Raw genomic sequence first — 25,246 nt, 5'->3', positions numbered from 1 at the left:
TTGAATATCCCTTTTTATACGAGTCCAAACCAAGTATAAAGAGCAATCGCAACAAATACGGCCAATGTTTTAATAACTGTGATCATGAATATATCACCGTATGATTGTTTATGTGTTAGTCCGGTTACAGCAAGTAAAGTAATTACTGCACCATTATGAGGCAGTGTATCCATACCACCTGATGCCATAGCTACAATACGGTGCATAACTTCCGGTGGAATGTTTGAAGCAGTAATTGCCTTATTGTATGTTTCAGCCATCGCACTTAATGCAATCCCCATACCGCCAGATGCAGATCCTGTAACACCTGCAAGCGTACTGGTTGTAATGGCACCGTTGACTAAAGGATTCGTAAAAGTCCCTGACAAACCATGATTGATTTGTGCAAATCCTGGAAGTGCCGCAATAATTCCACCAAAGCCATACTCAGAACCTGTGTTCATCACTGCAAGTAATGAACCACCAATACTTTCATTGAGTCCTTCTTTCATTTTTGACATCACGCGTTTCCAGTCAAAGGCAAGTGCTGTTACAATACCAACAACTAATGCAATTTCAACTGCCCAGATTGCTGCATTTGCTTTTACATCAACCGTGTAAGCATCTAAGCCAATAGCAGCAAAGTCAAATCCATTTGGATACCATTTAGGAATAGCTGTTGTTAAATATCGATTCATCACTGCCACAAGAACAAGTGGTACAAACGCGAAAATTTGACGGAATACGGAGTGGTTTGAACTCAAATTAATAGAATTGGTATTATCTTCATTTGAATCCATCTCTATTGTAGCAGCGGTTTCATCTGCTAGCCCATAATAGCCTTCCCCTGCTCTTTTAGCTTGTCTTTTTCTAAACTCAAGATAAGCAAGGCCACCACCTAACACAATAATTGCTCCTATAATTCCAAGTAATGGCGCAGCATAAATATTGGTGCCAAAGAAAGTAGTAGGTATAACATTTTGAATCTGTGGCGTACCTGGAAGTGCATCCATTGTAAATGTAAACGCGCCAAGTCCAATGGTAGCTGGCATCAATCTTTTTGGAATATCTGCTTCTATAAATAATTGCTTAGCAAATGGATAAATTGCAAAAACAGCTACAAACAAACTAACGCCACTATAAGTTAAAATTGCACCTAGAAGTACAATTGTTAACATAGCTTGTTTCTTGCCTATTATTCGTACAATCGTTTTTGCAATGGATTCCGCAATACCAGACATTTCAATAATTTTCCCGAAAATCGCTCCTAATAAGAACACTGGGAAATAGTTTTTAATAAACCCAACCATTTTCTCCATAAATACGCCAGTAAAGAATGGCAAAATATTGGCTGGATCTATACATAATACGGCAAATAATGCGAAGATTGGTGCCATTAATATTACTGAATATCCTTTATATGCAAAGAATATTAAGAGTCCAAGTGCAAGCAATATAATAACTACATCCATATTTTTCCTCCTGTATATCAAACATGAACAATCTCATTTAAGTAAGACTTAAAAAGACTACTCCCCTTGCTTAATTCTACATCTCAATAACTGTAGCAACCCCCTGGCCGCCACCAATACATAACGTAGCTAATCCATAATGTGAACTTCTACGTTGCATTTCATATAACAATGTAACAAGAATTCTAGCCCCACTTGCTCCAATCGGATGGCCTAATGCAACAGCTCCACCATTAACATTTAGTTTCTCGTTAGGAATATTCAACTCTTGCCCAACTGCAAGAGATTGCGCTGCAAATGCTTCATTTGCTTCAATCAAATCCATATCATCCATTGTTAATCCTGCTTTTTTAAATGCCTTCTTCGTGGCAGGAACTGGGCCAATCCCCATAATTTTCGGGTCAACACCTGCACTCCCATTGCCTCGAATTACAGCCATTGGTTTTATACCTAGTTCTTCTGCCTTTTGTCGGCTCATCAATATAAGCGCTGCAGCCCCATCATTTATTCCTGAAGCATTTCCTGCTGTTACAGTTCCCTCTTTTTTAAATGCGGGCCTTAATCTGGCAAGTTTCTCAGCAGTTACGCCAGCACGTGGGAATTCATCCGTATCAAATATGATTGGTTCTCCCTTACGTTGTGGGATTTCAATTGGTACAATCTCATCTTTGAAGGTACCCTCTTTAATCGCTCTTTCTGTTTTTTGCTGACTCCAAGCAGCGAATTCATCTTGAGCTTCTCTACTAATATTATATTTTTCTGCTATATTTTCAGCTGTAATACCCATATGATAATCGTTAATAGCGCATTGGAGGCCATCTAAGATCATGCTGTCGTAGACTTTTCCATCCCCCATGCGATAACCATCGCGCCCTTTCATCAAAAGGTATGGTGCCATGGTCATATTTTCCATACCACCTGCTACGACAACTTCAGCATCCCCTGTTTGAATGGCTTGCGTAGCGAGATGTACAGCCTTTAAACCAGAACCACATAATTTATTGATGGTTGTGGCAGTTACATCAAATGGTAAACCTGCAAGAAGAGCAGCCTGTCTAGCAGGGCCTTGACCGAGACCAGCCTGTAGGACATTACCCATGATTACTTCATCTACTTGGTCAGGTTGTATTCCTGCACGCTTTACAGCCTCTTTAATGACAATGGCGCCTAATTCAGTAGCCGGTGTATTTTGTAGTGCCCCTCTAAAACTCCCAATTGCCGTTCTAACAGCACTCACAATCACAACATCTTGCATGTTAATCCCTCCTGTTCACTATTTCGCCTAAGATTATTTATTTTGTCGCAAGTAAATTAGCGGATATTTCAAATGAGGCTTCAGTTTTTTCTTTTACTTCTTCAAGTGTTACTCCATCTCGCAATTCAACAAGTGTCATTTTATTTGAATCAAAATCAAAAACTGCTAAGTCTGTAATTAATCGTTGCACAACTTGTTTCCCTGTAAGAGGCAATGTGCATTCTTTTTTAATTTTTGACTCGCCATACTTATTCACATGCTCCATAACAACAATTACTTTTTTTGCACCATTCACAAGGTCCATTGCTCCGCCCATACCTTTTACCATTTTTCCCGGGATCATCCAGTTGGCTAGGTCTCCTTGTTCTGATACTTCCATACCACCAAGAATGGCCAGATCGATATGGCCACCGCGAATCATGGCAAAAGATTCTGCGCTATCGAAGAATGAAGCACCTGGAACTGCTGTAACAGTTTCTTTACCAGCATTGATTAAATCAGGGTCTTCCGTGCCACTTTTAGGATATGGCCCAATGCCTAATAAGCCATTTTCTGATTGAAGTAATACATTGATATCAGCAGGGATTTCATTTGCAATAAGTGTCGGCATGCCGATGCCAAGATTTACGTTCATACCATCTTCAATTTCCATTACAGCTCTTTTTATTATTTTTAGATGTGTATCTTTCATTTTTGAAACTCCCTTCTATTAAAATATTAAGCTTCTCTTACTGTTAGCTTCTCAATTCGTTTTTGATAATTTGAACCCAATAATACGCGTTGAACATAAATACCTGGTAAGTGAATTTCATCCGGATCTAATTCGCCAGGTTCAACAATTTCCTCTACCTCAGCAATTGTAATTTTGCCAGCTGTTGCAGCAATTGGATTAAAGTTACGGGAAGTCTTTCTAAATACCAAGTTTCCTAAAGTATCTGCCTTCCAAGCTTTTACAAGTGCAAAGTCACCAACAATTCCTCGTTCAAGAAGGTATGTTTTTCCGTCGAATTCCTTAGTTTCTTTTCCTTCTGCAATTGGAGTACCCACACCTGTAGCTGTATAAAATCCAGGAATTCCTGCACCGCCTGCACGTATACGTTCTGCAAGTGTGCCTTGAGGTACTAATTCAACATCTAGTTCACCGCTCAAAAATTGTTGTTCGAATATTTTATTTTCACCTACATATGATGCAATCATTTTCTTAATTTGGCGATTTGCTAATAATAAACCTAATCCCCAATCATCTACCCCGCAATTATTACTAACAACTGTTAAATCTTTTGTTCCTTGTTCTTTTAGTGCTTGTATTGTATATTCAGGAATTCCCGAAAGTCCAAAGCCCCCGACAATTAAAGTAGAGCCGTCTTTAATATCAGAAACCGCTTCCAAAAATGAATCCATTACTTTATCTTTTTTCATATAACTACCTCCCTACGTAAATAGTTGCTAAGATACTTTTACTACTCTTTAAGTTTACATTTTGATATTTTATAAGTAAAATTCATAGATAGAATAAATAACATGAATGTGGCGAATAAATGGAGGGTGGAACATGGATTTACGCGAAATACAATTATTTATGAAAGTAGCAGATTGCAAAAGTTTTACGAAGGCAGCAGAACAAACATACTTAACTCAACCATCTCTCAGCAAAATTGTAAAAAAACTAGAAGATGAATTACAAGTTGAATTGTTTGACCGTTCCACACGACATCTTTGGTTAACAGATGCAGGAGAAATTGTATACCAGCAAGGCAAGAAATCATTAGAGTCTCTTTCTGAATTGAAAATTCTTTTAGAAGAACTTCGAAATGTAACTACTGGGAGTATTAAAATAGGGATCCCCCCTTTAGTAGGAACGCTTGTATTTCCTGATATGGCACTTAGATTTCATACAAAGTACCCTAAAGTATTGTTTGAGCTCGTTGAATTAGGTGCGAAGCGAATTATCAATCTGGTTGAAGAGAGCAAGGTGGACGTAGGAATTAGTGTTTTGCCAGTTCCTGAAGAAAAGCTAAACGTCTATCCGTTTATTTCAGATGAATTTGTTGTGTTTCTCTATGATGATCATCCACTCGCCAATCGTGAATCATTGGCTATTAGCGAATTAAAAGATGATAACTTCATCCTCTTTTCAACTGATTTCACCCTACATGATTCAGTAATCAATGCATGCAAAGAAAATGGGTTTGTACCAAACGTATCGTACGAAACTTCACAATGGGATTTAATAATTGAACTAATCGCTGCTAAAATGGGAGTTGCACTTTTACCAAAATCTATTTTTTTCAAACAAAATAATCCTCATATTAAGATGATTCCTATTAGAGGAGACCCCTTCCTCTGGAATCTTTGTATCATTACTAAAAAAGATGCTTATCAATCATTTGCTACAAGAGAATTACTTAAAATGCTTATTGGCAACTAGCCGAGGAATTAATGAAATAATAAAAAGAAGAAAAAAGCTCTTACCTATTCGGTAAGAGCTCCATTGTTAATATATGATATTGTTGTTAATTCAAATGTCTTCTATAAAACTTAACTCAGCATAATATCAGATATAAAAATAAATACTAGCAAACATTGCTGCGCATCCCGCTAAAACAAATACATGCCAAATTGCATGATTATATGGGATACGTTTATTCTTATAAAAATAAGTTCCTGCTGTATAAAATAATCCCCCTAGTAACAATACCAAAAAGCCTTTTCCCGTGATATGTGCTACAAGTGGTTTATATGCGAAAATTATGAGCCAACCCATTCCGATGTAAACAATTAACGATAAGGTCTTAAACCGATAAACAAAGAATATCTTCATCACCATACCAATAATCGTTAGAATCCATACAATCCAGAAGATTGTCCATCCTATTTTTCCACCCACCGCCACAAGTGCAATCGGTGCATATGTACCTGCAATTAATAAGAAAATCGAGCAATGATCCATCTTTTTAAAAAAGCTTTTGTGTGTGGGAACACTATGGTAAAGGGTTGAACTTAAAAATAACATCATCATAGAAATACCAAAAACAATATAGCTAAATAATTCAATTTCTGATCCAGTCTGATTCGCCTTTGTAACAAGTAAAAATAATCCCGGAAATGCTAGCAAGAAAGCAATACCATGTGTAAGTGCATTCCAAAACTCTTCTTTTTTACTATAACTATTTTCTATATTTACAACTTGCGTCATCTAATCACACCCTTCATTTCTATTATTCAATATTTTAGATAGTGGAAATAGTATACCTTGTCATTGATAAAATATGACAAATATAATGTTATCCATTTAGATATCAACAATTGTTCGATTCTTTGCAAATAGCTGACTGTTGTCTATGAATGAATTTTGTTCTGGAAATTATACCCACATATTATTGACCATTAAACCATTTCCTTGGCCAGCATGAATACCCTTGATATTCTTTAAAAATTTCAACAAGCCAGACCAATTTTGACTTTCATTACCGATGAATAGACTATAGATGGCGTTAAAAATAAAAAATCCTTTAGAATCAAATTGATTCTAAAGGATTATAAGTATGACCCCTACGAGATTCGAACTCGTGTTACCGCCGTGAAAGGGCGGTGTCTTAACCGCTTGACCAAGGGGCCAATATGGCTCCGAAGGCAGGACTCGAACCTGCGACCCTCTGATTAACAGTCAGATGCTGCTACCAACTGAGCTACTTCGGAATAATTAAATGGTGGGCCTAAATGGACTCGAACCATCGACCTCACGCTTATCAGGCGTGCGCTCTAACCAGCTGAGCTATAGGCCCATTATAAATGGTGGAGGGGGGCAGATTCGAACTGCCGAACCCGAAGGAGCGGATTTACAGTCCGCCGCGTTTAGCCTCTTCGCTACCCCTCCGAAAAATGGTGCCGGCGAAAGGAGTCGAACCCTCGACCTACTGATTACAAGTCAGTTGCTCTACCAACTGAGCTACACCGGCAAATTACTATGGTGGGTCGGGACAGAATCGAACTGCCGACACTTAGAGCTTCAATCTAATGCTCTACCAACTGAGCTACCGACCCATAATAATTTCATATATTTTAATTGAATGGCGGTCCGGACGGGACTCGAACCCGCGACCTCCTGCGTGACAGGCAGGCATTCTAACCAGCTGAACTACCGGACCAATTAATGATATGGAGGAGGAAGAGGGATTCGAACCCCCGCGCGGTTTGACCCGCCTGTCGGTTTTCAAGACCGATCCCTTCAGCCAGACTTGGGTATTCCTCCAAAAAAAAAACAATATAAATTGGTGGAGCCTAGCGGGATCGAACCGCTGACCTCCTGCGTGCAAGGCAGGCGCTCTCCCAGCTGAGCTAAGGCCCCAAATATCTTAAATAATATGTAATGGTCGGGAAGACAGGATTCGAACCTGCGACCCCTTGGTCCCAAACCAAGTGCTCTACCAAGCTGAGCTACTTCCCGGATATGGTGCGCCCAGCAGAAGTCGAATCCACAACCTTCTGATCCGTAGTCAGACGCTCTATCCAGTTGAGCTATGGGCGCATATATATATCTTATTTTTTTAAAGTAAAGATTCATATAAATTGGAGCGGAAGACGGGGTTCGAACCCGCGACCCCCACCTTGGCAAGGTGATGTTCTACCACTGAACTACTTCCGCAAAATACATTAAAAATGCGGGTGAAGGGAGTCGAACCCCCACGCCTTGCGGCGCTAGATCCTAAGTCTAGTGCGTCTGCCAATTCCGCCACACCCGCTAATATTCAATTAAAATGGTGAGTCATGCAGGATTCGAACCAGCGACCCTCTGATTAAAAGTCAGATGCTCTACCAACTGAGCTAATGACTCATTTTAAATAAATGGTGGAGGATGACGGGATCGAACCGCCGACCCCCTGCTTGTAAGGCAGGTGCTCTCCCAGCTGAGCTAATCCTCCATTTATAGCCTAGCAACGTCCTACTCTCGCAGGGGGACAGCCCCCAACTACCATTGGCGCTAAAGAGCTTAACTTCTGTGTTCGGCATGGGAACAGGTGTGACCTCTTTGCCATCATTACTAGACTATTTATAAAGAAAGAATTGTTCTTTCAAAACTGGATAAACTTTCATTGAAGTTTCTAAAATAACGTTTGGTTAAGTCCTCGATCTATTAGTATTCGTCAGCTCCATGTGTCACCACACTTCCACCTCGAACCTATCTACCTTGTCGTCTTCAAGGGATCTTACTTACTTGCGTAATGGGAAATCTCATCTTGAGGGGGGCTTCATGCTTAGATGCTTTCAGCACTTATCCCGTCCACACATAGCTACCCAGCGATGCTCTTGGCAGAACAACTGGTACACCAGCGGTGTGTCCATCCCGGTCCTCTCGTACTAAGGACAGCTCCTCTCAAATTTCCTACGCCCACGACGGATAGGGACCGAACTGTCTCACGACGTTCTGAACCCAGCTCGCGTACCGCTTTAATGGGCGAACAGCCCAACCCTTGGGACCGACTACAGCCCCAGGATGCGATGAGCCGACATCGAGGTGCCAAACCTCCCCGTCGATGTGGACTCTTGGGGGAGATAAGCCTGTTATCCCCGGGGTAGCTTTTATCCGTTGAGCGATGGCCCTTCCATGCGGAACCACCGGATCACTAAGCCCGTCTTTCGACCCTGCTCGACTTGTAGGTCTCGCAGTCAAGCTCCCTTGTGCCTTTACACTCTGCGAATGATTTCCAACCATTCTGAGGGAACCTTTGGGCGCCTCCGTTACTCTTTAGGAGGCGACCGCCCCAGTCAAACTGTCCGCCTGACACTGTCTCCTACCCCGATATAGGGGTACGGGTTAGAATTTCAATACAGCTGGGGTAGTATCCCAAGGACGCCTCCACCGAAGCTGGCGCTCCGGTATCTCAGGCTCCTACCTATCCTGTACAAGCTGTACCAAAATTCAATATCAGGCTACAGTAAAGCTCCACGGGGTCTTTCCGTCCTGTCGCGGGTAACCTGCATCTTCACAGGTACTATAATTTCACCGAGTCTCTCGTTGAGACAGTGCCCAGATCGTTACGCCTTTCGTGCGGGTCGGAACTTACCCGACAAGGAATTTCGCTACCTTAGGACCGTTATAGTTACGGCCGCCGTTTACTGGGGCTTCGGTTCTCACCTTCGCTTACGCTAAGCAATCCCCTTAACCTTCCAGCACCGGGCAGGCGTCAGCCCCTATACGTCACCTTACGGTTTTGCAGAGACCTGTGTTTTTGCTAAACAGTCGCCTGGGCCTATTCACTGCGGCTCTCTCGGGCTTGCACCCTACTAGAGCACCCCTTCTCCCGAAGTTACGGGGTCATTTTGCCGAGTTCCTTAACGAGAGTTCTCTCGCTCACCTTAGGATTCTCTCCTCGACTACCTGTGTCGGTTTGCGGTACGGGCACCTCCTACCTCGCTAGAGGCTTTTCTTGACAGTGTGAAATCAGGAACTTCGCGGTAAACCGCTCGCCATCATAGCTCAACGTTATAGAGAGCGGATTTGCCTACTCTCACGCCTTACTATTTAGACGCACATAACCAACAGTGCGCTTACCCTATCCTACTGTGTCCCCCCATTACTCAAATGGTAGGGAGGTGGTACAGGAATATCAACCTGTTATCCATCGCCTACGCCTATCGGCCTCGGCTTAGGTCCCGACTAACCCTGAGAGGACGAGCCTTCCTCAGGAAACCTTAGTCATTCGGTGGATGGGATTCTCACCCATCTTTCGCTACTCATACCGGCATTCTCACTTCTAAGCGCTCCACCAGTCCTTCCGGTCTGACTTCACAGCACTTAGAACGCTCTCCTACCACAGACATCATAGATGTCTATCCACAGCTTCGGTGAATTGTTTAGCCCCGATACATTTTCGGCGCAGCGTCACTCGACCAGTGAGCTATTACGCACTCTTTAAATGGTGGCTGCTTCTGAGCCAACATCCTGGTTGTCTAAGCAACGTCACATCCTTTTCCACTTAACAATTACTTTGGGACCTTAGCTGGTGGTCTGGGCTGTTTCCCTTTTGACTACGGATCTTATCACTCGCAGTCTGACTCCCGTGCATAAATCATTGGCATTCGGAGTTTGTCTGAATTCGGTAATCCGGGATGGACCCCTAGTTCAAACAGTGCTCTACCTCCAAGATTCTCTATCACGAGGCTAGCCCTAAAGCTATTTCGGAGAGAACCAGCTATCTCCAAGTTCGATTGGAATTTCTCCGCTACCCACACCTCATCCCCGCACTTTTCAACGTGCGTGGGTTCGGGCCTCCAGTAAGTGTTACCTTACCTTCACCCTGGACATGGGTAGATCACCTGGTTTCGGGTCTACAACCACATACTCATTCGCCCTATTCAGACTCGCTTTCGCTACGGCTCCGTCTTTTCAACTTAACCTTGCATGTAATCGTAACTCGCCGGTTCATTCTACAAAAGGCACGCTATCACCCATTAACGGGCTCTAACTACTTGTAGGCACATGGTTTCAGGATCTCTTTCACTCCCCTCCCGGGGTGCTTTTCACCTTTCCCTCACGGTACTGGTTCACTATCGGTCACTAGAGAGTATTTAGCCTTAGGAGATGGTCCTCCCAGATTCCGACGGAATTTCACGTGTTCCGCCGTACTCAGGATCCACTCAGGAGAGAATGAACTTTTGACTACAGGACTGTTACCTTCTTCGGTAGGTCTTTCCAAACCGCTTCGTCTAATTCATTCCTTTGTAACTCCATATAGAGTGTCCTACAACCCCAAGAGGCAAGCCTCTTGGTTTGGGCTGTTCCCGTTTCGCTCGCCGCTACTAAGGGAATCGAAATTTCTTTCTCTTCCTTCAGGTACTTAGATGTTTCAGTTCCCTGAGTCTGCCATCATGACGCTATGTATTCACGTCAAGATACTATTCCATTACGAATAGTGGGTTTCCCCATTCGGAAATCTCCGGATCAAAGCTTACTTACAGCTCCCCGAAGCATATCGGTGTTAGTGCCGTCCTTCATCGGCTTCTAGTGCCAAGGCATCCGCCATGCGCCCTTAATAACTTAACCTATAAGTTATTAAGCCTAAAAATTTAAAACTTAATATAAAAAAATGTGTTACTTAAGAATTTTTCAATGTCGTTTTATCCAGTTTTCAAAGAACAATGTTTTGAAAGCGATGAGCCTTCAAAACTGAACAGCAAGCGTTAATCTTAGAGAACCACGTTCTCTATTCCGAAATATTCCTTAGAAAGGAGGTGATCCAGCCGCACCTTCCGATACGGCTACCTTGTTACGACTTCACCCCAATCATCTATCCCACCTTCGGCGGCTGGCCCCAAAAGGTTACCTCACCGACTTCGGGTGTTACAAACTCTCGTGGTGTGACGGGCGGTGTGTACAAGGCCCGGGAACGTATTCACCGCGGCATGCTGATCCGCGATTACTAGCGATTCCGGCTTCATGTAGGCGAGTTGCAGCCTACAATCCGAACTGAGAACGGTTTTATGAGATTAGCGTGCTCTCGCGAGTTAGCGACTCTTTGTACCGTCCATTGTAGCACGTGTGTAGCCCAGGTCATAAGGGGCATGATGATTTGACGTCATCCCCACCTTCCTCCGGTTTGTCACCGGCAGTCACCTTAGAGTGCCCAACTAAATGATGGCAACTAAGATTAAGGGTTGCGCTCGTTGCGGGACTTAACCCAACATCTCACGACACGAGCTGACGACAACCATGCACCACCTGTCACCAATGTCCCCGAAGGGAAAACTCTATCTCTAGAGCGGTCACTGGGATGTCAAGACCTGGTAAGGTTCTTCGCGTTGCTTCGAATTAAACCACATGCTCCACCGCTTGTGCGGGCCCCCGTCAATTCCTTTGAGTTTCAACCTTGCGGTCGTACTCCCCAGGCGGAGTGCTTAATGCGTTAGCTGCAGCACTAAGGGGCGGAAACCCCCTAACACTTAGCACTCATCGTTTACGGCATGGACTACCAGGGTATCTAATCCTGTTTGCTCCCCATGCTTTCGCGCCTCAGCGTCAGTTACAGACCAGAAAGTCGCCTTCGCCACTGGTGTTCCTCCAAATCTCTACGCATTTCACCGCTACACTTGGAATTCCACTTTCCTCTTCTGCACTCAAGTCTCCCAGTTTCCAATGACCCTCCACGGTTGAGCCGTGGGCTTTCACATCAGACTTAAGAAACCACCTGCGCGCGCTTTACGCCCAATAAATCCGGACAACGCTTGCCACCTACGTATTACCGCGGCTGCTGGCACGTAGTTAGCCGTGGCTTTCTAATAAGGTACCGTCAAGGTACGTTCATTTCCTAACGTACTTGTTCTTCCCTTACAACAGAGTTTTACGATCCGAAAACCTTCATCACTCACGCGGCGTTGCTCCATCAGACTTTCGTCCATTGTGGAAGATTCCCTACTGCTGCCTCCCGTAGGAGTTTGGGCCGTGTCTCAGTCCCAATGTGGCCGATCACCCTCTCAGGTCGGCTATGCATCGTCGCCTTGGTAGGCCGTTACCCCACCAACTAGCTAATGCACCGCGGGCCCATCCTGTAGTGACGCGAAAGCGCCTTTCAACATTTCACCATGAAGTGAAATGGATTATCCGGTATTAGCTCCGGTTTCCCGAAGTTATCCCAGTCTACAGGGCAGGTTGCCCACGTGTTACTCACCCGTCCGCCGCTAAATCAGAGGAGCAAGCTCCTCGTCATTCGCTCGACTTGCATGTATTAGGCACGCCGCCAGCGTTCGTCCTGAGCCAGGATCAAACTCTCCATAAAAGTAAAGTTTGAAAGCTCATTAGCTTTGCTAGCGTATCATCAAAGATGATATCTATAGTTTGTCCTTGTCACTAACAGAAGTTAGTGAACAAAGTTTATTGATTAACGTCTTGCTTGTTCAGTTTTCAAGGTTCATATCGTGTCGTTGTTTCAGCGACTTGATTATTATATCAAACTCAGTAAATGCTGTCAACAACTTTTTTATTGTTTTTTTCTATCATCGCTATTTCTTTCAGCGACTCAAATAATATATCATGATATTCACCATGACGTCAATATATTTTTTATTGTTTTTTATAGCATTCTTCAAAATCTTGTTTACTTACTTCATTAGAAGAAAAGTATAGTACCTTTTTCCAATAATATGTATAAGATCGATTAGGCCATCTCTCCATTTTATAATAATAAACAGGCCCTTTTCCTATAATCGGATGACAGGCATTCGTTTAAGTAATTACTTCACTTCATTCAAAGTTAGATAATCTTATTGATAAATTCAGGGCTAAAGCCTTTAGTACATTTCTTACCTAACATATGGATATAAAGAACAAAGAAAAAGGAGGTAAGAAGGAAATGAATCAAGAATTAGCCAAAGCATTAATAAATAAAGTAATTAAAGTGGATAGAGGTGGACATGAATCTAGTATAGGCATGGTATTATCAGCAGCAGACGATCATATCACAGTACTTACAGAAAAAGATGGAGTTGTTTACTACAAAACTCAACATATCAAAAGTATCACCCAAGCTGCTAAAGGCGGTTTAGAATTCAATACGGAGGTCCCTGAGGATTTCGAATTTATGCAAGCAAAAGACTTTGACGGAATATTAGATTCTCTTTATTTAAATTGGGTTCAAATCAATCGTGGGGGCCCTGAAAAATTTGAAGGTGTTTTAGACAAACACGATGGTGACTTTTTAACACTTATTTCAAATAATGAGATCATCCGTGTTTCAAAATACCATATTCGTAGTATCAGCTACGGATTAAAGGTTGAAAAAGAAGATGAGCAAAAAGAAGAAGAAAACTCTTCTTCTAAAAACAGTAATAAGAAATAGCTATTCATCGAGAGAAGGTTTAACCTATAAATTTCTAAATAACATTTGAAGGGGTCCCTTAATTGGTAAAACGTTTATTCAAAAGATCAAGCAAGGGACCTCATGTGTTAAGTTAGGTTTCTCCATAATGAAAAGGAATTTATAGAAAGCATCTTTTAGCTTCAATAAAAAAAGCGATAAACAAAGTAGGAATCTTAAATCGCGCTCCCGACTCTTCTGTTGAATTAATTAATTTCAATTCATTCCCTTATTTCAAACTTTTGACCTTGAAAAATCAGCCAAGCTTACATTGCATTAGCTTATCCTCGTTTCATTTGATCCTAATTGATTAAATTTATGATTTATTGATTAAATTTTGGGCTACTGCCCTAAATTCATTTCTAATTATACATATGGATAGTATGAACGAAAAAAAGGAGGTAATTAGCAATATGAATAAGGAAATGGCTAGTGCATTATTAAATAAAGTAATTAAAGTGGATAGAGGTGGCCCTGAATCTAATATCGGCATGATGTTAGCTGCTGAAGACGATCACATCACAGTACTTACAGAAAATGACGGTGTTGTTTACTACAGAACTCAACATATCAAAAGCATAACACATGCTGCTAAAGGCGGTTTAGAATTCAATACTGAAGTCCCTGAGGATTTTGAATTTATGCAAGCCAAAGACTTTAACGGTATTTTAGATTCACTGAATTTATACTGGGTTCAAATCAATCGCGGTGGCCCTGAAAAATTAGAAGGCGTTCTAGACAGTCACAATGATGACTTTTTAACAATTATCTCAAACGATGAAATCGTACGCATTTCTAAATATCATCTACGGAGTATCAGCTATGGATTAAAGGTTGAAAAAGAGGAAGAACAAAAAGAGGAAGAAAACTCTTCTTCTAAAAACAGTAATAAAGAAAATTCATAATTAACTATAGAAAAGTTAAACGTAAAACTTTTCATAATACTTTTTTGTCTTTTTTAGGGTCAATAACCCACCTCATTTCATATAATGAATTATAAATACATTTTGAAAGGGGCCCCCTATTTGATGGAAAATAAATTTAATAATTCAATAGGGGGTCTTATTGGTGTTAAAATTGGTTTCTATCTTCACGGAAACCAGTACATGGAAGGCACGTTGTTGGCTGTTAAACACGATCACATTATCGTAAATGTAGATCAACGAGTAATTTACTTTGCTCTCGAGCAAATCCAGGCATTTTCCAAAAACACAAGATATTTTAAAGTTTCCTCGGAAGATGTTCCATATGTAGATAAAAAACAATTAACGGATGTTTTGAATGACTTAACATATAGCTGGATTACTATCAATTGCATTAGTAATCAAGCCTTTTCTGGTATTTTGAGTAGAGTTTATGAAGACTATATAATTTTAATAAATAATACAGAACAATTCTTTGTTCAAAAGTCGTATATAACCAATGTTTTTAATGGTGTTTTAAATAAACCCGAAGAAGAAAATGCTGAACAATCTAAATCTAAACAGGATGAAATTAGTTCATCCCCAGAATCCGAATCTAGTTCAAACTCTGAATCAACTTCTTCTACACCTGAATCAAGCTCCTATTCTAAATCAACTTCTTCTACACCTGTATCGAGCTCTTATTCTGAATCAACTTCTTCTACACCTGAATCGAGCTCTTATTCTGAATCAACTTCTTCTACACCTGAATCGAGCTCTTATTCTAAATCAACTTCTTCTACACCTGAATCAAGCTCCTATTCTAAATCAACTTCTTCTACACCTGAATCGAGCTCTTATTCTGAATCAACTTCTTCTACACCTGAATCGAGCTCTTATTCTGAATCAACTTCTTCTACACCTGAATCGAGCTCTTATTCTAAATCAACTTCTTCTACACCTGAATCGAGCTCTTACTCTGAATCAACTTCTTCTACACCTGAATCGAGCTCTTATTCTGAATCAACTTCTTTGATTGAATCTGATCATACTTCATCCACAGAATCTGAACCAAGTTCAAATTCTGAACCTACTACTTCTTCTACACAAGAATCCAGCTCCTTCTCCACTCTAAAACTTACTACTTTCGCTGCATCTAACTTTTATACATATATGACTCCAGAACCTGACTCTGACTCTTATTCTGCTTCTGCTTCTGAATCTAATTCTTTAAATACGCCTTTGGCGATACCTTATTACAGCTCTTTCAAAAATTTCAAATCCAGCAAATTTATTTTATTTGAGCCTCTGATTTCAATAGTTGCTGAATCCAACGCTTTAACGAACCTTGAACCTAACTCTTTGTCTATTCCTGAAACGAGATCTTTCTCTGCTAAAGAATCGAGTTATTTGACTTCTCTTGAATCAAATTCTTTCTCGCATTCTGAATCGAGTTCTTTATCTACCTTTGAATCAAGTTCTTTCGCTGATTTTGAATCAAGTTCTTTAACTTCTCTTGAATCAAGACCTTTCTCGGATTCTGAATCGAGTTCACTATCTACCTTTGAATCGAGTTCTTTCGTTGATTTTGAATCAAGTTCTTTGACTTCTCTTGAATCAAAGTCTTTCTCGGATTCTGAATCGAATTCTTTTTCTACCTTTGAATCGAGTTCATTCGCTGATTTTGAATCAAGTTCTTTGACTTCTCTTGAATCAAATTCTTTCTCGCATTCTGAATCGAGTTCTTTATCTACTCTTGAATCAAGTTCTTTCGCTAATTTTGAATCAAGTTATTTGACTTCTCTTGATTCGAGAACTTTTGCTGATTCTGAATCGAGCTATTTGATTTCTCCTGAGTCTTCGAGTTCTTTCTTGGAATTTGAATCAAGTTATTTATCTACTCTTGAGTCAAGATTTTTCTCGCATTCTGAATCGAGTTATCTGTCTACCCTTGAGTCGAAGTCTTTCTCGGATTCTGAATCATCAAGCTATTTGACTTCTCTTGAATCGAAGTCTTTCTCAGATTCTGAATCAAGTTATTTGTCTACTCTTGAGTCGAAGTCTTTATCGGATTCTGAATCAAGTTATTTATCTACTCTTGAGTCGAAGTCTTTCTCGGATTCTGAATCAAGTTATTTGTCTACTCCTGAGTCGAGATCTTTCTCGGATTCTGAATCATCAAGCTATTTGACTTCTCTTGAGTCGAAGTCTTTCTCGGATTCTGAATCAAGTTATTTATCTACTCTTGAGTCGAAGTCTCTCTCGGATTATAGATCTAATTCTTTAACTACTTTTGATTTAGATTCTTACTCTGTCTCTGAATCCAACCATTTGATTAATATTGAGTCGGATTCTTACTCGGCAACTGAATCTAACTCTTTACCTACTCTTGAGTCGAGTTCCTTCTCAAATTCTAAAGAACTCTATTTACCTACTCCTGAATCGAGATCTTTCTCTGATTCTGAATCCAGTTATTTATCTACTCCTGAATCGAGATCTCTCTTTGATTCTGAATCCAGTTATTTATCTACTCCTGAATCGAGATCTCTCTTTGATTCTGAATCCAGTTATTGCTCTACTCCAGAATCCAGTTCTATTTCTGCTTCTACATTTACTACATCAGATTCTAGTTCTTTCACTAAAACTGGCCATGGCATGATAGAACTCGAAAACCAAATCACTGAAATTTCAAATCCTAATTCTGTACATCTTCCCGATCCAGAGAAAGTTAATCCGGTTAATAAACAATTTATCACTAGACAGAAGAATAAGAAAAACTATGAAAAGTTATTAAAAGATCGTTACAATACGGCAAAAAAACTAAGATTTATAAATACTTCGGGCGTTGATACATCAATAATAGATAGTACACAGAAGAATCTAGAAACAACATCGAATATTTCGCCTTCAGACCAAAGTTCGTTTGATGATACTCCTATTAAATTGCCAAAACAATTATCATCAAAGCAAGAAAAAAATAAGAAGGATTATGAAGTTTATTATTATAATTCAAGTCCTAATAAAAAACTTGTTAATCCATTTGTTATTCCTTTTGTTAGTGAGAAATCTTCCATTGAAGATAAAATAATGATTGAAAAACAGTACTATGCATTAATGAAGCATGCTGAAAAAATGTATCTTCACTTAAGAAACCAACGATTAAAAAAATAATATCTTAAAAAGTATCACGTCCTTCCTTCTTTTGTGGTGTACCTATATATTTCTATTGCTTTTAGGTTTTAAAATATCTTACTTGAGGATGATTATTTTGCATAAACTGATTGAAGGTTTTGATAAAGAAATCGTTGAGCTCGAGATATCGGGAGGTAAATTTATAACCGGTTCTATTATCGATTCGAGCAACGAGATCATTGTTATTTTTGACGGAACGGATTACCTTTATATTCCACTTACCCATATCCATAATATAATGATTAGTAGTAATGATGATGATTCAATAGATGCACCTACTGAACCTCCTAGCATTCTTTCAAAGGATGAGAATAGTGACTTAACTCTAGCAAAGGTACTCGAGGCAGCAAAAGGCATCTATACAGAAATTTATGTAACTGGTAGCATTCCGCTACACGGCTACATTTCAAAAATTATGGATGATTATTTTGTATTTCAATCTCCAGTATATAAAACAATGTATATCGCATTAGATCATTTAAAATGGATAATTCCATATCCTAACAATAATAAGCCTTATGGGTTAACGGATCTTGTTTTCTCAGTTAAGCCCTATAATATTTCATTATCCAACATTTTTGAAAAAGAAATTGAGCAAATGAAACATGAACTTGTTGTAGTTAATCTTGGCGAAAAGAACCATTATTTAGGGAGAATAAACAACATAATAGGTCGTATTGTAGAAATTCAAACAGCTAGAGGTCAATTATCTTATATAACCCTTGATCATATTAGAACGATTCATCGAGTATAACATTGGTGCTAATTCTTTTCACTATACCTTAAAATAATAGACCCTCACTTAAAGCCCTTTTGTAAAAGGAGCTTTAAGTGAGGGTCTTTCTTTTTCTGTAATGAATTTTACCTCAACCTATTCTTCCATGAAGAATCTTTTTCGTTCTGTTGTAATCCACTTTTCTAAATCATCACTGCTACGTCGAACTAAGCGGTTGACCAGCACATCATGCCAAACATAATCCTCTAATAAATAGATATGTACGGGATCGTCTGTATAAAAAGCTAATTTCCTATCATCAAGAGATGAGCCATAAATCATTTCCTTTGCATCTACTGATAGAATAAACCATTTTGCGCTAGTTGGTGCCTCAGTAAATGATGTAATACGGTGCATTTCTATATTACCTACGGGATGATGCACATGTAATGTTATACCTTGAATTTGCACTTTCTGTGAAACCGCTTCTATATCCTCTCGTACTTCTTCATACATATCATCCCACATTGATATAATAATTCGCTTTTCTGCTTTTTTAATAAGCGTTTTGCAATAACTAATTATTGTTTCTTTCTCTTTTATTGTAAGGACTTGGTTGTCAGGCTTTTCTACAGTTGTTTCTAATTGTTTTAACTTTTTACTCATGCTTTGATAGTTGCTTTGCCAAGTAGACTGAGCCTTTTCAAGAAAAACATCAACAGGCAGTGGCGAATACAATGCACCATCTGTCTTTTCTTCTTTTAACACAATCCCTTTTTCCACAAGAGTTTTTAAAGTATCATAGATTCGTGCACGAGGGATTCCAGAGTCTTTGCTTACTTGGTAAGCAGTTACTGTCCCTTGCTTAACTAGGGAAACATAGGATTTTGCTTCATACTCAGTAAAACCCATTGCCTTTAACTGTAATACTAAGTTTTCCATTTTGCATTCCTCCGTTATTATCTACCTTTATCATACCAAATCTTTTCGAACTATTTACAATCAAAATATTTTTAGTTACTATTGTAGTAGTTACTAAATAGAAAGGTTGATTTCATGCCATTTGATTTAGATATTAATTATTCATTATTACTAATACTCGTGATTTTTGGATTCTTAGCAGCATTTATAGATTCAGTAGTTGGAGGGGGCGGATTGATAGGCTTACCTGCACTTCTATTTGTTGGTCTTTCACCTGCAGCAGCGGTTGCAACAAATAAGCTTGCTGGTACAATGGGGTCTCTCACAAGTACTATTACCTTTTATCGTTCAGGAAAAATGGAATTCAAAACCGTAGCAAAGTTTTTCCCGTTAGTATTTGTTGGTTCTGCCCTTGGTGCATGGATTGTCCATTTAATGGATCCAAATGTCCTAAAACCTCTTATGCTCATTATGCTTGCAGCAGTTGCTATCTATACTATTTTCAAAAAAGATTGGGGCAGCACTTCTACTTATAAAAAGTTATCAAAAGCCAAATTGGCCCTTTTTATAGTCGTTATTTTTGCTATTGGATTTTATGATGGATTCTTAGGGCCTGGAACAGGTTCATTTCTTATTTTCGCCTTTTTAATGGTTGGCTTTGACTTTCTTAAAGCAGCGGGCAATGCCCGATTCTTAAACTTCGGAAGTAATATTGCAGCATTACTTATGTTCATGTCTTTAGGCCAAATTCATTATGCCTATGGTATTCCAATGGGAATTGCACAAATTTTCGGTGCAATCGTAGGTTCTAAATTTGCCCTAAAACAAGGAACCGGCTATGTACGCGTATTATTTATCATTGTGACATGCTCATTGCTTGCGAAAAATATTTATGATTACTTTTTTAAATAACCCATCAATAAAGCCAAGGATGCACAGCCTTGGCTTTTTCACTATGTACAAGGAAAGCAATGTATTAATATTCTCAAATTTTTTTAAAATGAATAAGAAAAACTGTAGAAGCGTTCCAATTAACGCTCTACAGCTAAAATAATTCTACTTTTTTCTACTTTTAAAATACAAAATAATGAGCAATACAAATAGCACGCCCAAAATGCTTACTACTACATTCGAATATGTATCCATATAACCAGCAATTGTACTCCAATTAGAGCCAACTGTTGCTCCTAAGTATACTAAGACAGTGTTCCAGATCAATGAGCCAATTGTTGTAAAGAATAAGAAAACGCCAAAGTTCATGCGAGCCATACCAGCTGGAATTGAGATTAAGCTTCGTACCAACGGAACAAGTCTCCCAATCAATACTGCCCAAACCCCAAACCTACGAAACCATGCATCTGCTTTTTGAATATCCTTCCTCGTCAATCGTAAAATATGTCCCCATCTGTCAACAATTCTCTCTAATCTCTTTACGTCTAGAAGCCGTCCTATTCCAAATAGCACAATAGCTCCCACAATTGATCCAACCGTAGAAAAAATAATAACACCAATAACAGTTGCATCTGATGTAGTTGTCAAAAAACCACTAAATGTCAAAATCACTTCAGAAGGGATTGGCGGGAAAATATTTTCTAAAGCGATTAAAAGGAGAATACCGATATACCCATACGTATTCATCACTTCTATAATCCAATTTTGCAATTTAGCTCTCCTCTCTGGCAATTATCTTCTCTATCCATAATAACAAAAGGGCCCAATTTTAAGAAACATATTTTCTTTCATATTGTTTTTCTTTATATCTTTGATAAAACCATATAGCAATCGTTAGCCATAAACCACTAGCAAAATAGCCACCAACAATATCACTTGGATAGTGTACCCCTAGATAAATACGACTCGTACCAATCATAACTATAAAAATGATGCTAGCCAAAACCAGTCCTGTGCGACCTATACGAGTTGAAATATGACGCCATAGCAAGAATGTAACAATTCCATAAAAAGCGAATGCAGTCATTGCATGTCCACTTGGAAAACTATAACCTCCTGCTTCAATTAACCGATGAAATTCCGGACGTGCTCGATGGAACAAGAGTTTTAATATTTGATTGAAAATAGCCGTTCCAATAATAACTGTTGCAAATAAAGCAAATTCTGCACGATGCTTTAATACTATATATAGATAATACGAAACGACAATAAATAGAACCATCACAGCAGGAAATGCACCTAAATAGGTGAAAAACTTCATGACTAAAGTAAGCGATGGGGATTCATACCCTTGAATAAAAGAAATAATTGTCTGATCAAAGTAGACAATTTTATGAGTACTAATAAAAATAGCCATACAACTAAATCCCAAAATTGATACGAGTGCTACTAAAAAAGCACTTATTAAATGAGCGTTTAACTTCATATAAAACTCCTACTTTCATTGTTTTTATAAACGATGGTTAATTTAGTTCCCTTTAAAATAAATTCCATCAATTTTTGTGCATCAAACTATCCTCTTCATTACATATATTAACCTTCTCCCCAAATACCATATAAAAGAAATAGGAGTGGCTCCTTTCCTTACACAACTAAATGTATGCCTTAAAAGAGTAACGCTTTAGACAATTCTTATTGTGCCATTTAGACAGAAAAAGTTACTTAAATTTCGGTAAAAAGTTGATTAGATGTTAATTAAAAATGTCCCATTCTTCTTTACAATAAAAAAAAGCACAACTATTAACTAGTTGTGCTTAGTGTGTGTGCCTAGCAACGTCCTACTCTCGCAGGGGGACAGCCCCCAACTACCATTGGCGCTAAAGAGCTTAACTTCTGTGTTCGGCATGGGAACAGGTGTGACCTCTTTGCCATCATTACTAGACTATTTATAAAGAAAGAATTGTTCTTTCAAAACTGGATAAACTTTCATTGAAGTTTCTAAAATAACGTTTGGTTAAGTCCTCGATCTATTAGTATTCGTCAGCTCCATGTGTCACCACACTTCCACCTCGAACCTATCTACCTTGTCGTCTTCAAGGGATCTTACTTACTTGCGTAATGGGAAATCTCATCTTGAGGGGGGCTTCATGCTTAGATGCTTTCAGCACTTATCCCGTCCACACATAGCTACCCAGCGATGCTCTTGGCAGAACAACTGGTACACCAGCGGTGTGTCCATCCCGGTCCTCTCGTACTAAGGACAGCTCCTCTCAAATTTCCTACGCCCACGACGGATAGGGACCGAACTGTCTCACGACGTTCTGAACCCAGCTCGCGTACCGCTTTAATGGGCGAACAGCCCAACCCTTGGGACCGACTACAGCCCCAGGATGCGATGAGCCGACATCGAGGTGCCAAACCTCCCCGTCGATGTGGACTCTTGGGGGAGATAAGCCTGTTATCCCCGGGGTAGCTTTTATCCGTTGAGCGATGGCCCTTCCATGCGGAACCACCGGATCACTAAGCCCGTCTTTCGACCCTGCTCGACTTGTAGGTCTCGCAGTCAAGCTCCCTTGTGCCTTTACACTCTGCGAATGATTTCCAACCATTCTGAGGGAACCTTTGGGCGCCTCCGTTACTCTTTAGGAGGCGACCGCCCCAGTCAAACTGTCCGCCTGACACTGTCTCCTACCCCGATATAGGGGTACGGGTTAGAATTTCAATACAGCTGGGGTAGTATCCCAAGGACGCCTCCACCGAAGCTGGCGCTCCGGTATCTCAGGCTCCTACCTATCCTGTACAAGCTGTACCAAAATTCAATATCAGGCTACAGTAAAGCTCCACGGGGTCTTTCCGTCCTGTCGCGGGTAACCTGCATCTTCACAGGTACTATAATTTCACCGAGTCTCTCGTTGAGACAGTGCCCAGATCGTTACGCCTTTCGTGCGGGTCGGAACTTACCCGACAAGGAATTTCGCTACCTTAGGACCGTTATAGTTACGGCCGCCGTTTACTGGGGCTTCGGTTCTCACCTTCGCTTACGCTAAGCAATCCCCTTAACCTTCCAGCACCGGGCAGGCGTCAGCCCCTATACGTCACCTTACGGTTTTGCAGAGACCTGTGTTTTTGCTAAACAGTCGCCTGGGCCTATTCACTGCGGCTCTCTCGGGCTTGCACCCTACTAGAGCACCCCTTCTCCCGAAGTTACGGGGTCATTTTGCCGAGTTCCTTAACGAGAGTTCTCTCGCTCACCTTAGGATTCTCTCCTCGACTACCTGTGTCGGTTTGCGGTACGGGCACCTCCTACCTCGCTAGAGGCTTTTCTTGACAGTGTGAAATCAGGAACTTCGCGGTAAACCGCTCGCCATCATAGCTCAACGTTATAGAGAGCGGATTTGCCTACTCTCACGCCTTACTATTTAGACGCACATAACCAACAGTGCGCTTACCCTATCCTACTGTGTCCCCCCATTACTCAAATGGTAGGGAGGTGGTACAGGAATATCAACCTGTTATCCATCGCCTACGCCTATCGGCCTCGGCTTAGGTCCCGACTAACCCTGAGAGGACGAGCCTTCCTCAGGAAACCTTAGTCATTCGGTGGATGGGATTCTCACCCATCTTTCGCTACTCATACCGGCATTCTCACTTCTAAGCGCTCCACCAGTCCTTCCGGTCTGACTTCACAGCACTTAGAACGCTCTCCTACCACAGACATCATAGATGTCTATCCACAGCTTCGGTGAATTGTTTAGCCCCGATACATTTTCGGCGCAGCGTCACTCGACCAGTGAGCTATTACGCACTCTTTAAATGGTGGCTGCTTCTGAGCCAACATCCTGGTTGTCTAAGCAACGTCACATCCTTTTCCACTTAACAATTACTTTGGGACCTTAGCTGGTGGTCTGGGCTGTTTCCCTTTTGACTACGGATCTTATCACTCGCAGTCTGACTCCCGTGCATAAATCATTGGCATTCGGAGTTTGTCTGAATTCGGTAATCCGGGATGGACCCCTAGTTCAAACAGTGCTCTACCTCCAAGATTCTCTATCACGAGGCTAGCCCTAAAGCTATTTCGGAGAGAACCAGCTATCTCCAAGTTCGATTGGAATTTCTCCGCTACCCACACCTCATCCCCGCACTTTTCAACGTGCGTGGGTTCGGGCCTCCAGTAAGTGTTACCTTACCTTCACCCTGGACATGGGTAGATCACCTGGTTTCGGGTCTACAACCACATACTCATTCGCCCTATTCAGACTCGCTTTCGCTACGGCTCCGTCTTTTCAACTTAACCTTGCATGTAATCGTAACTCGCCGGTTCATTCTACAAAAGGCACGCTATCACCCATTAACGGGCTCTAACTACTTGTAGGCACATGGTTTCAGGATCTCTTTCACTCCCCTCCCGGGGTGCTTTTCACCTTTCCCTCACGGTACTGGTTCACTATCGGTCACTAGAGAGTATTTAGCCTTAGGAGATGGTCCTCCCAGATTCCGACGGAATTTCACGTGTTCCGCCGTACTCAGGATCCACTCAGGAGAGAATGAACTTTTGACTACAGGACTGTTACCTTCTTCGGTAGGTCTTTCCAAACCGCTTCGTCTAATTCATTCCTTTGTAACTCCATATAGAGTGTCCTACAACCCCAAGAGGCAAGCCTCTTGGTTTGGGCTGTTCCCGTTTCGCTCGCCGCTACTAAGGGAATCGAAATTTCTTTCTCTTCCTTCAGGTACTTAGATGTTTCAGTTCCCTGAGTCTGCCATCATGACGCTATGTATTCACGTCAAGATACTATTCCATTACGAATAGTGGGTTTCCCCATTCGGAAATCTCCGGATCAAAGCTTACTTACAGCTCCCCGAAGCATATCGGTGTTAGTGCCGTCCTTCATCGGCTTCTAGTGCCAAGGCATCCGCCATGCGCCCTTAATAACTTAACCTATAAGTTATTAAGCCTAAAAATTTAAAACTTAATATAAAAAAATGTGTTACTTAAGAATTTTTCAATGTCGTTTTATCCAGTTTTCAAAGAACAATGTTTTGAAAGCGATGAGCCTTCAAAACTGAAC

14 protein-coding genes, 15 tRNA genes and 5 rRNA genes are annotated in these 25,246 nt (G+C 40.6%); 6 read left to right on the top strand and 28 right to left on the bottom strand.

What is annotated here, in order from left to right; all coding sequences use genetic code 11:
* Nucleotides 1-14: 14 nt before the first annotated feature.
* From ACWV26_RS01080 to ACWV26_RS01065, 4 genes are all read right to left on the bottom strand, one after another.
* Nucleotides 15-1,451, bottom strand: coding sequence for a GntP family permease (locus ACWV26_RS01080; protein WP_455896551.1), 1,437 nt, complete (start codon nt 1,449-1,451; stop codon nt 15-17).
* Between the two features lie 76 nt (nt 1,452-1,527).
* Nucleotides 1,528-2,706, bottom strand: a complete 1,179-nt coding sequence (locus tag ACWV26_RS01075; RefSeq protein ID WP_455896550.1) for an acetyl-CoA C-acetyltransferase — start codon at nt 2,704-2,706, stop codon at nt 1,528-1,530.
* A gap of 37 nt (nt 2,707-2,743) precedes the next feature.
* On the bottom strand, nt 2,744-3,397 hold the full coding sequence (locus tag ACWV26_RS01070; RefSeq protein WP_455896549.1) for a 3-oxoacid CoA-transferase subunit B: 654 nt from the start codon (nt 3,395-3,397) through the stop codon (nt 2,744-2,746).
* Nucleotides 3,398-3,423: 26 nt separating this feature from the next.
* Nucleotides 3,424-4,125: a CoA transferase subunit A gene (locus ACWV26_RS01065; protein ID WP_455896548.1), complete on the bottom strand. Its 702-nt coding sequence runs from the start codon at nt 4,123-4,125 to the stop codon at nt 3,424-3,426.
* Nucleotides 4,126-4,258: 133 nt separating this feature from the next.
* Here ACWV26_RS01065 and ACWV26_RS01060 point away from each other — a divergent pair, with 133 nt between their 5' ends.
* The gene (locus ACWV26_RS01060) at nt 4,259-5,134 is read left to right on the top strand and encodes a LysR family transcriptional regulator (RefSeq protein WP_455896547.1); all 876 of its coding nucleotides are present in this window, start codon (nt 4,259-4,261) and stop codon (nt 5,132-5,134) included.
* 126 nt (nt 5,135-5,260) lie between these two features.
* Here the strand turns inward: ACWV26_RS01060 and trhA are convergent, their stop codons facing one another.
* From trhA to ACWV26_RS00965, 19 genes are all read right to left on the bottom strand, one after another.
* Nucleotides 5,261-5,902, bottom strand: coding sequence for a PAQR family membrane homeostasis protein TrhA (trhA, locus tag ACWV26_RS01055; protein ID WP_455896546.1), 642 nt, complete (start codon nt 5,900-5,902; stop codon nt 5,261-5,263).
* 350 nt (nt 5,903-6,252) lie between these two features.
* Nucleotides 6,253-6,324: transfer RNA gene (locus ACWV26_RS01050), tRNA-Glu, on the bottom strand.
* Nucleotides 6,325-6,328: 4 nt separating this feature from the next.
* Nucleotides 6,329-6,405: transfer RNA gene (locus ACWV26_RS01045), tRNA-Asn, on the bottom strand.
* Between the two features lie 9 nt (nt 6,406-6,414).
* Nucleotides 6,415-6,491: transfer RNA gene (locus ACWV26_RS01040), tRNA-Ile, on the bottom strand.
* 8 nt (nt 6,492-6,499) lie between these two features.
* Nucleotides 6,500-6,583: transfer RNA gene (locus ACWV26_RS01035), tRNA-Tyr, on the bottom strand.
* A gap of 6 nt (nt 6,584-6,589) precedes the next feature.
* Nucleotides 6,590-6,665, bottom strand: a tRNA-Thr gene (locus ACWV26_RS01030).
* A 9-nt stretch (nt 6,666-6,674) separates the two neighbouring features.
* A tRNA-Phe gene (locus ACWV26_RS01025) sits at nt 6,675-6,750 on the bottom strand.
* Between the two features lie 27 nt (nt 6,751-6,777).
* A tRNA-Asp gene (locus ACWV26_RS01020) sits at nt 6,778-6,854 on the bottom strand.
* 11 nt (nt 6,855-6,865) lie between these two features.
* A tRNA-Ser gene (locus ACWV26_RS01015) sits at nt 6,866-6,958 on the bottom strand.
* A gap of 20 nt (nt 6,959-6,978) precedes the next feature.
* Nucleotides 6,979-7,054 (bottom strand) — tRNA-Ala (locus tag ACWV26_RS01010).
* A 22-nt stretch (nt 7,055-7,076) separates the two neighbouring features.
* Nucleotides 7,077-7,153: transfer RNA gene (locus ACWV26_RS01005), tRNA-Pro, on the bottom strand.
* Nucleotides 7,154-7,157: 4 nt separating this feature from the next.
* Nucleotides 7,158-7,234, bottom strand: a tRNA-Arg gene (locus ACWV26_RS01000).
* Between the two features lie 42 nt (nt 7,235-7,276).
* Nucleotides 7,277-7,351, bottom strand: a tRNA-Gly gene (locus tag ACWV26_RS00995).
* 15 nt (nt 7,352-7,366) lie between these two features.
* Nucleotides 7,367-7,448: transfer RNA gene (locus tag ACWV26_RS00990), tRNA-Leu, on the bottom strand.
* A gap of 16 nt (nt 7,449-7,464) precedes the next feature.
* Nucleotides 7,465-7,540 (bottom strand) — tRNA-Lys (locus ACWV26_RS00985).
* 12 nt (nt 7,541-7,552) lie between these two features.
* Nucleotides 7,553-7,628: transfer RNA gene (locus ACWV26_RS00980), tRNA-Val, on the bottom strand.
* Nucleotides 7,629-7,635: 7 nt separating this feature from the next.
* Nucleotides 7,636-7,752: ribosomal RNA gene (rrf, locus tag ACWV26_RS00975) — 5S ribosomal RNA — on the bottom strand.
* A gap of 68 nt (nt 7,753-7,820) precedes the next feature.
* A 23S ribosomal RNA gene (locus ACWV26_RS00970) occupies nt 7,821-10,750 on the bottom strand.
* A 181-nt stretch (nt 10,751-10,931) separates the two neighbouring features.
* Nucleotides 10,932-12,479 (bottom strand): 16S ribosomal RNA (locus ACWV26_RS00965).
* Together the 16S, 23S and 5S rRNA genes with 15 tRNA genes alongside form the textbook arrangement of a ribosomal RNA operon.
* A gap of 573 nt (nt 12,480-13,052) precedes the next feature.
* Here ACWV26_RS00965 and ACWV26_RS00960 point away from each other — a divergent pair.
* The 4 genes from ACWV26_RS00960 to ACWV26_RS00945 all read left to right on the top strand — a co-directional run bounded on the left by ACWV26_RS00960 (nt 13,053) and on the right by ACWV26_RS00945 (nt 18,404).
* Nucleotides 13,053-13,538 carry a hypothetical protein gene (locus ACWV26_RS00960; RefSeq protein WP_455896545.1) on the top strand — a complete coding sequence of 162 codons (486 nt, stop codon included), beginning with the start codon at nt 13,053-13,055 and terminating at the stop codon, nt 13,536-13,538.
* Between the two features lie 431 nt (nt 13,539-13,969).
* Nucleotides 13,970-14,461: a hypothetical protein gene (locus tag ACWV26_RS00955; protein ID WP_455896544.1), complete on the top strand. Its 492-nt coding sequence runs from the start codon at nt 13,970-13,972 to the stop codon at nt 14,459-14,461.
* Between the two features lie 123 nt (nt 14,462-14,584).
* Nucleotides 14,585-17,629, top strand: a complete 3,045-nt coding sequence (locus ACWV26_RS00950) for a hypothetical protein (protein WP_455896543.1) — start codon at nt 14,585-14,587, stop codon at nt 17,627-17,629.
* A 97-nt stretch (nt 17,630-17,726) separates the two neighbouring features.
* Entirely contained in the window at nt 17,727-18,404 is a 678-nt protein-coding gene (locus tag ACWV26_RS00945; RefSeq protein WP_455896542.1) for a DUF2642 domain-containing protein, read from the top strand.
* Between the two features lie 117 nt (nt 18,405-18,521).
* Here the strand turns inward: ACWV26_RS00945 and ACWV26_RS00940 are convergent, their stop codons facing one another.
* Complete coding sequence (locus tag ACWV26_RS00940) at nt 18,522-19,307, bottom strand: TrmB family transcriptional regulator (RefSeq protein ID WP_455896541.1); 786 nt, start codon at nt 19,305-19,307, stop codon at nt 18,522-18,524.
* 114 nt (nt 19,308-19,421) lie between these two features.
* Here ACWV26_RS00940 and ACWV26_RS00935 point away from each other — a divergent pair, with 114 nt between their 5' ends.
* A complete protein-coding gene (locus ACWV26_RS00935; protein WP_455896540.1) occupies nt 19,422-20,198 on the top strand; it encodes a sulfite exporter TauE/SafE family protein in 777 nt (258 codons plus the stop codon).
* Between the two features lie 144 nt (nt 20,199-20,342).
* Here ACWV26_RS00935 and ACWV26_RS00930 read toward each other — a convergent pair whose 3' ends face one another.
* From ACWV26_RS00930 to ACWV26_RS00915, 4 genes are all read right to left on the bottom strand, one after another.
* Nucleotides 20,343-20,948: a DedA family protein gene (locus tag ACWV26_RS00930; RefSeq protein ID WP_455896539.1), complete on the bottom strand. Its 606-nt coding sequence runs from the start codon at nt 20,946-20,948 to the stop codon at nt 20,343-20,345.
* A gap of 58 nt (nt 20,949-21,006) precedes the next feature.
* Complete coding sequence (locus ACWV26_RS00925) at nt 21,007-21,663, bottom strand: phosphatase PAP2 family protein (RefSeq protein WP_455896538.1); 657 nt, start codon at nt 21,661-21,663, stop codon at nt 21,007-21,009.
* A gap of 339 nt (nt 21,664-22,002) precedes the next feature.
* Nucleotides 22,003-22,119: ribosomal RNA gene (gene rrf / locus ACWV26_RS00920) — 5S ribosomal RNA — on the bottom strand.
* A 68-nt stretch (nt 22,120-22,187) separates the two neighbouring features.
* Nucleotides 22,188-25,117, bottom strand: a 23S ribosomal RNA gene (locus tag ACWV26_RS00915).
* Nucleotides 25,118-25,246: the final 129 nt, after the last annotated feature.

This window comes from Rummeliibacillus sp. JY-2-4R (assembly GCF_053847205.1).
Note: the sequence above shows the minus strand (reverse complement) of the source record. Positions and strands in the feature narration are given on the sequence as shown.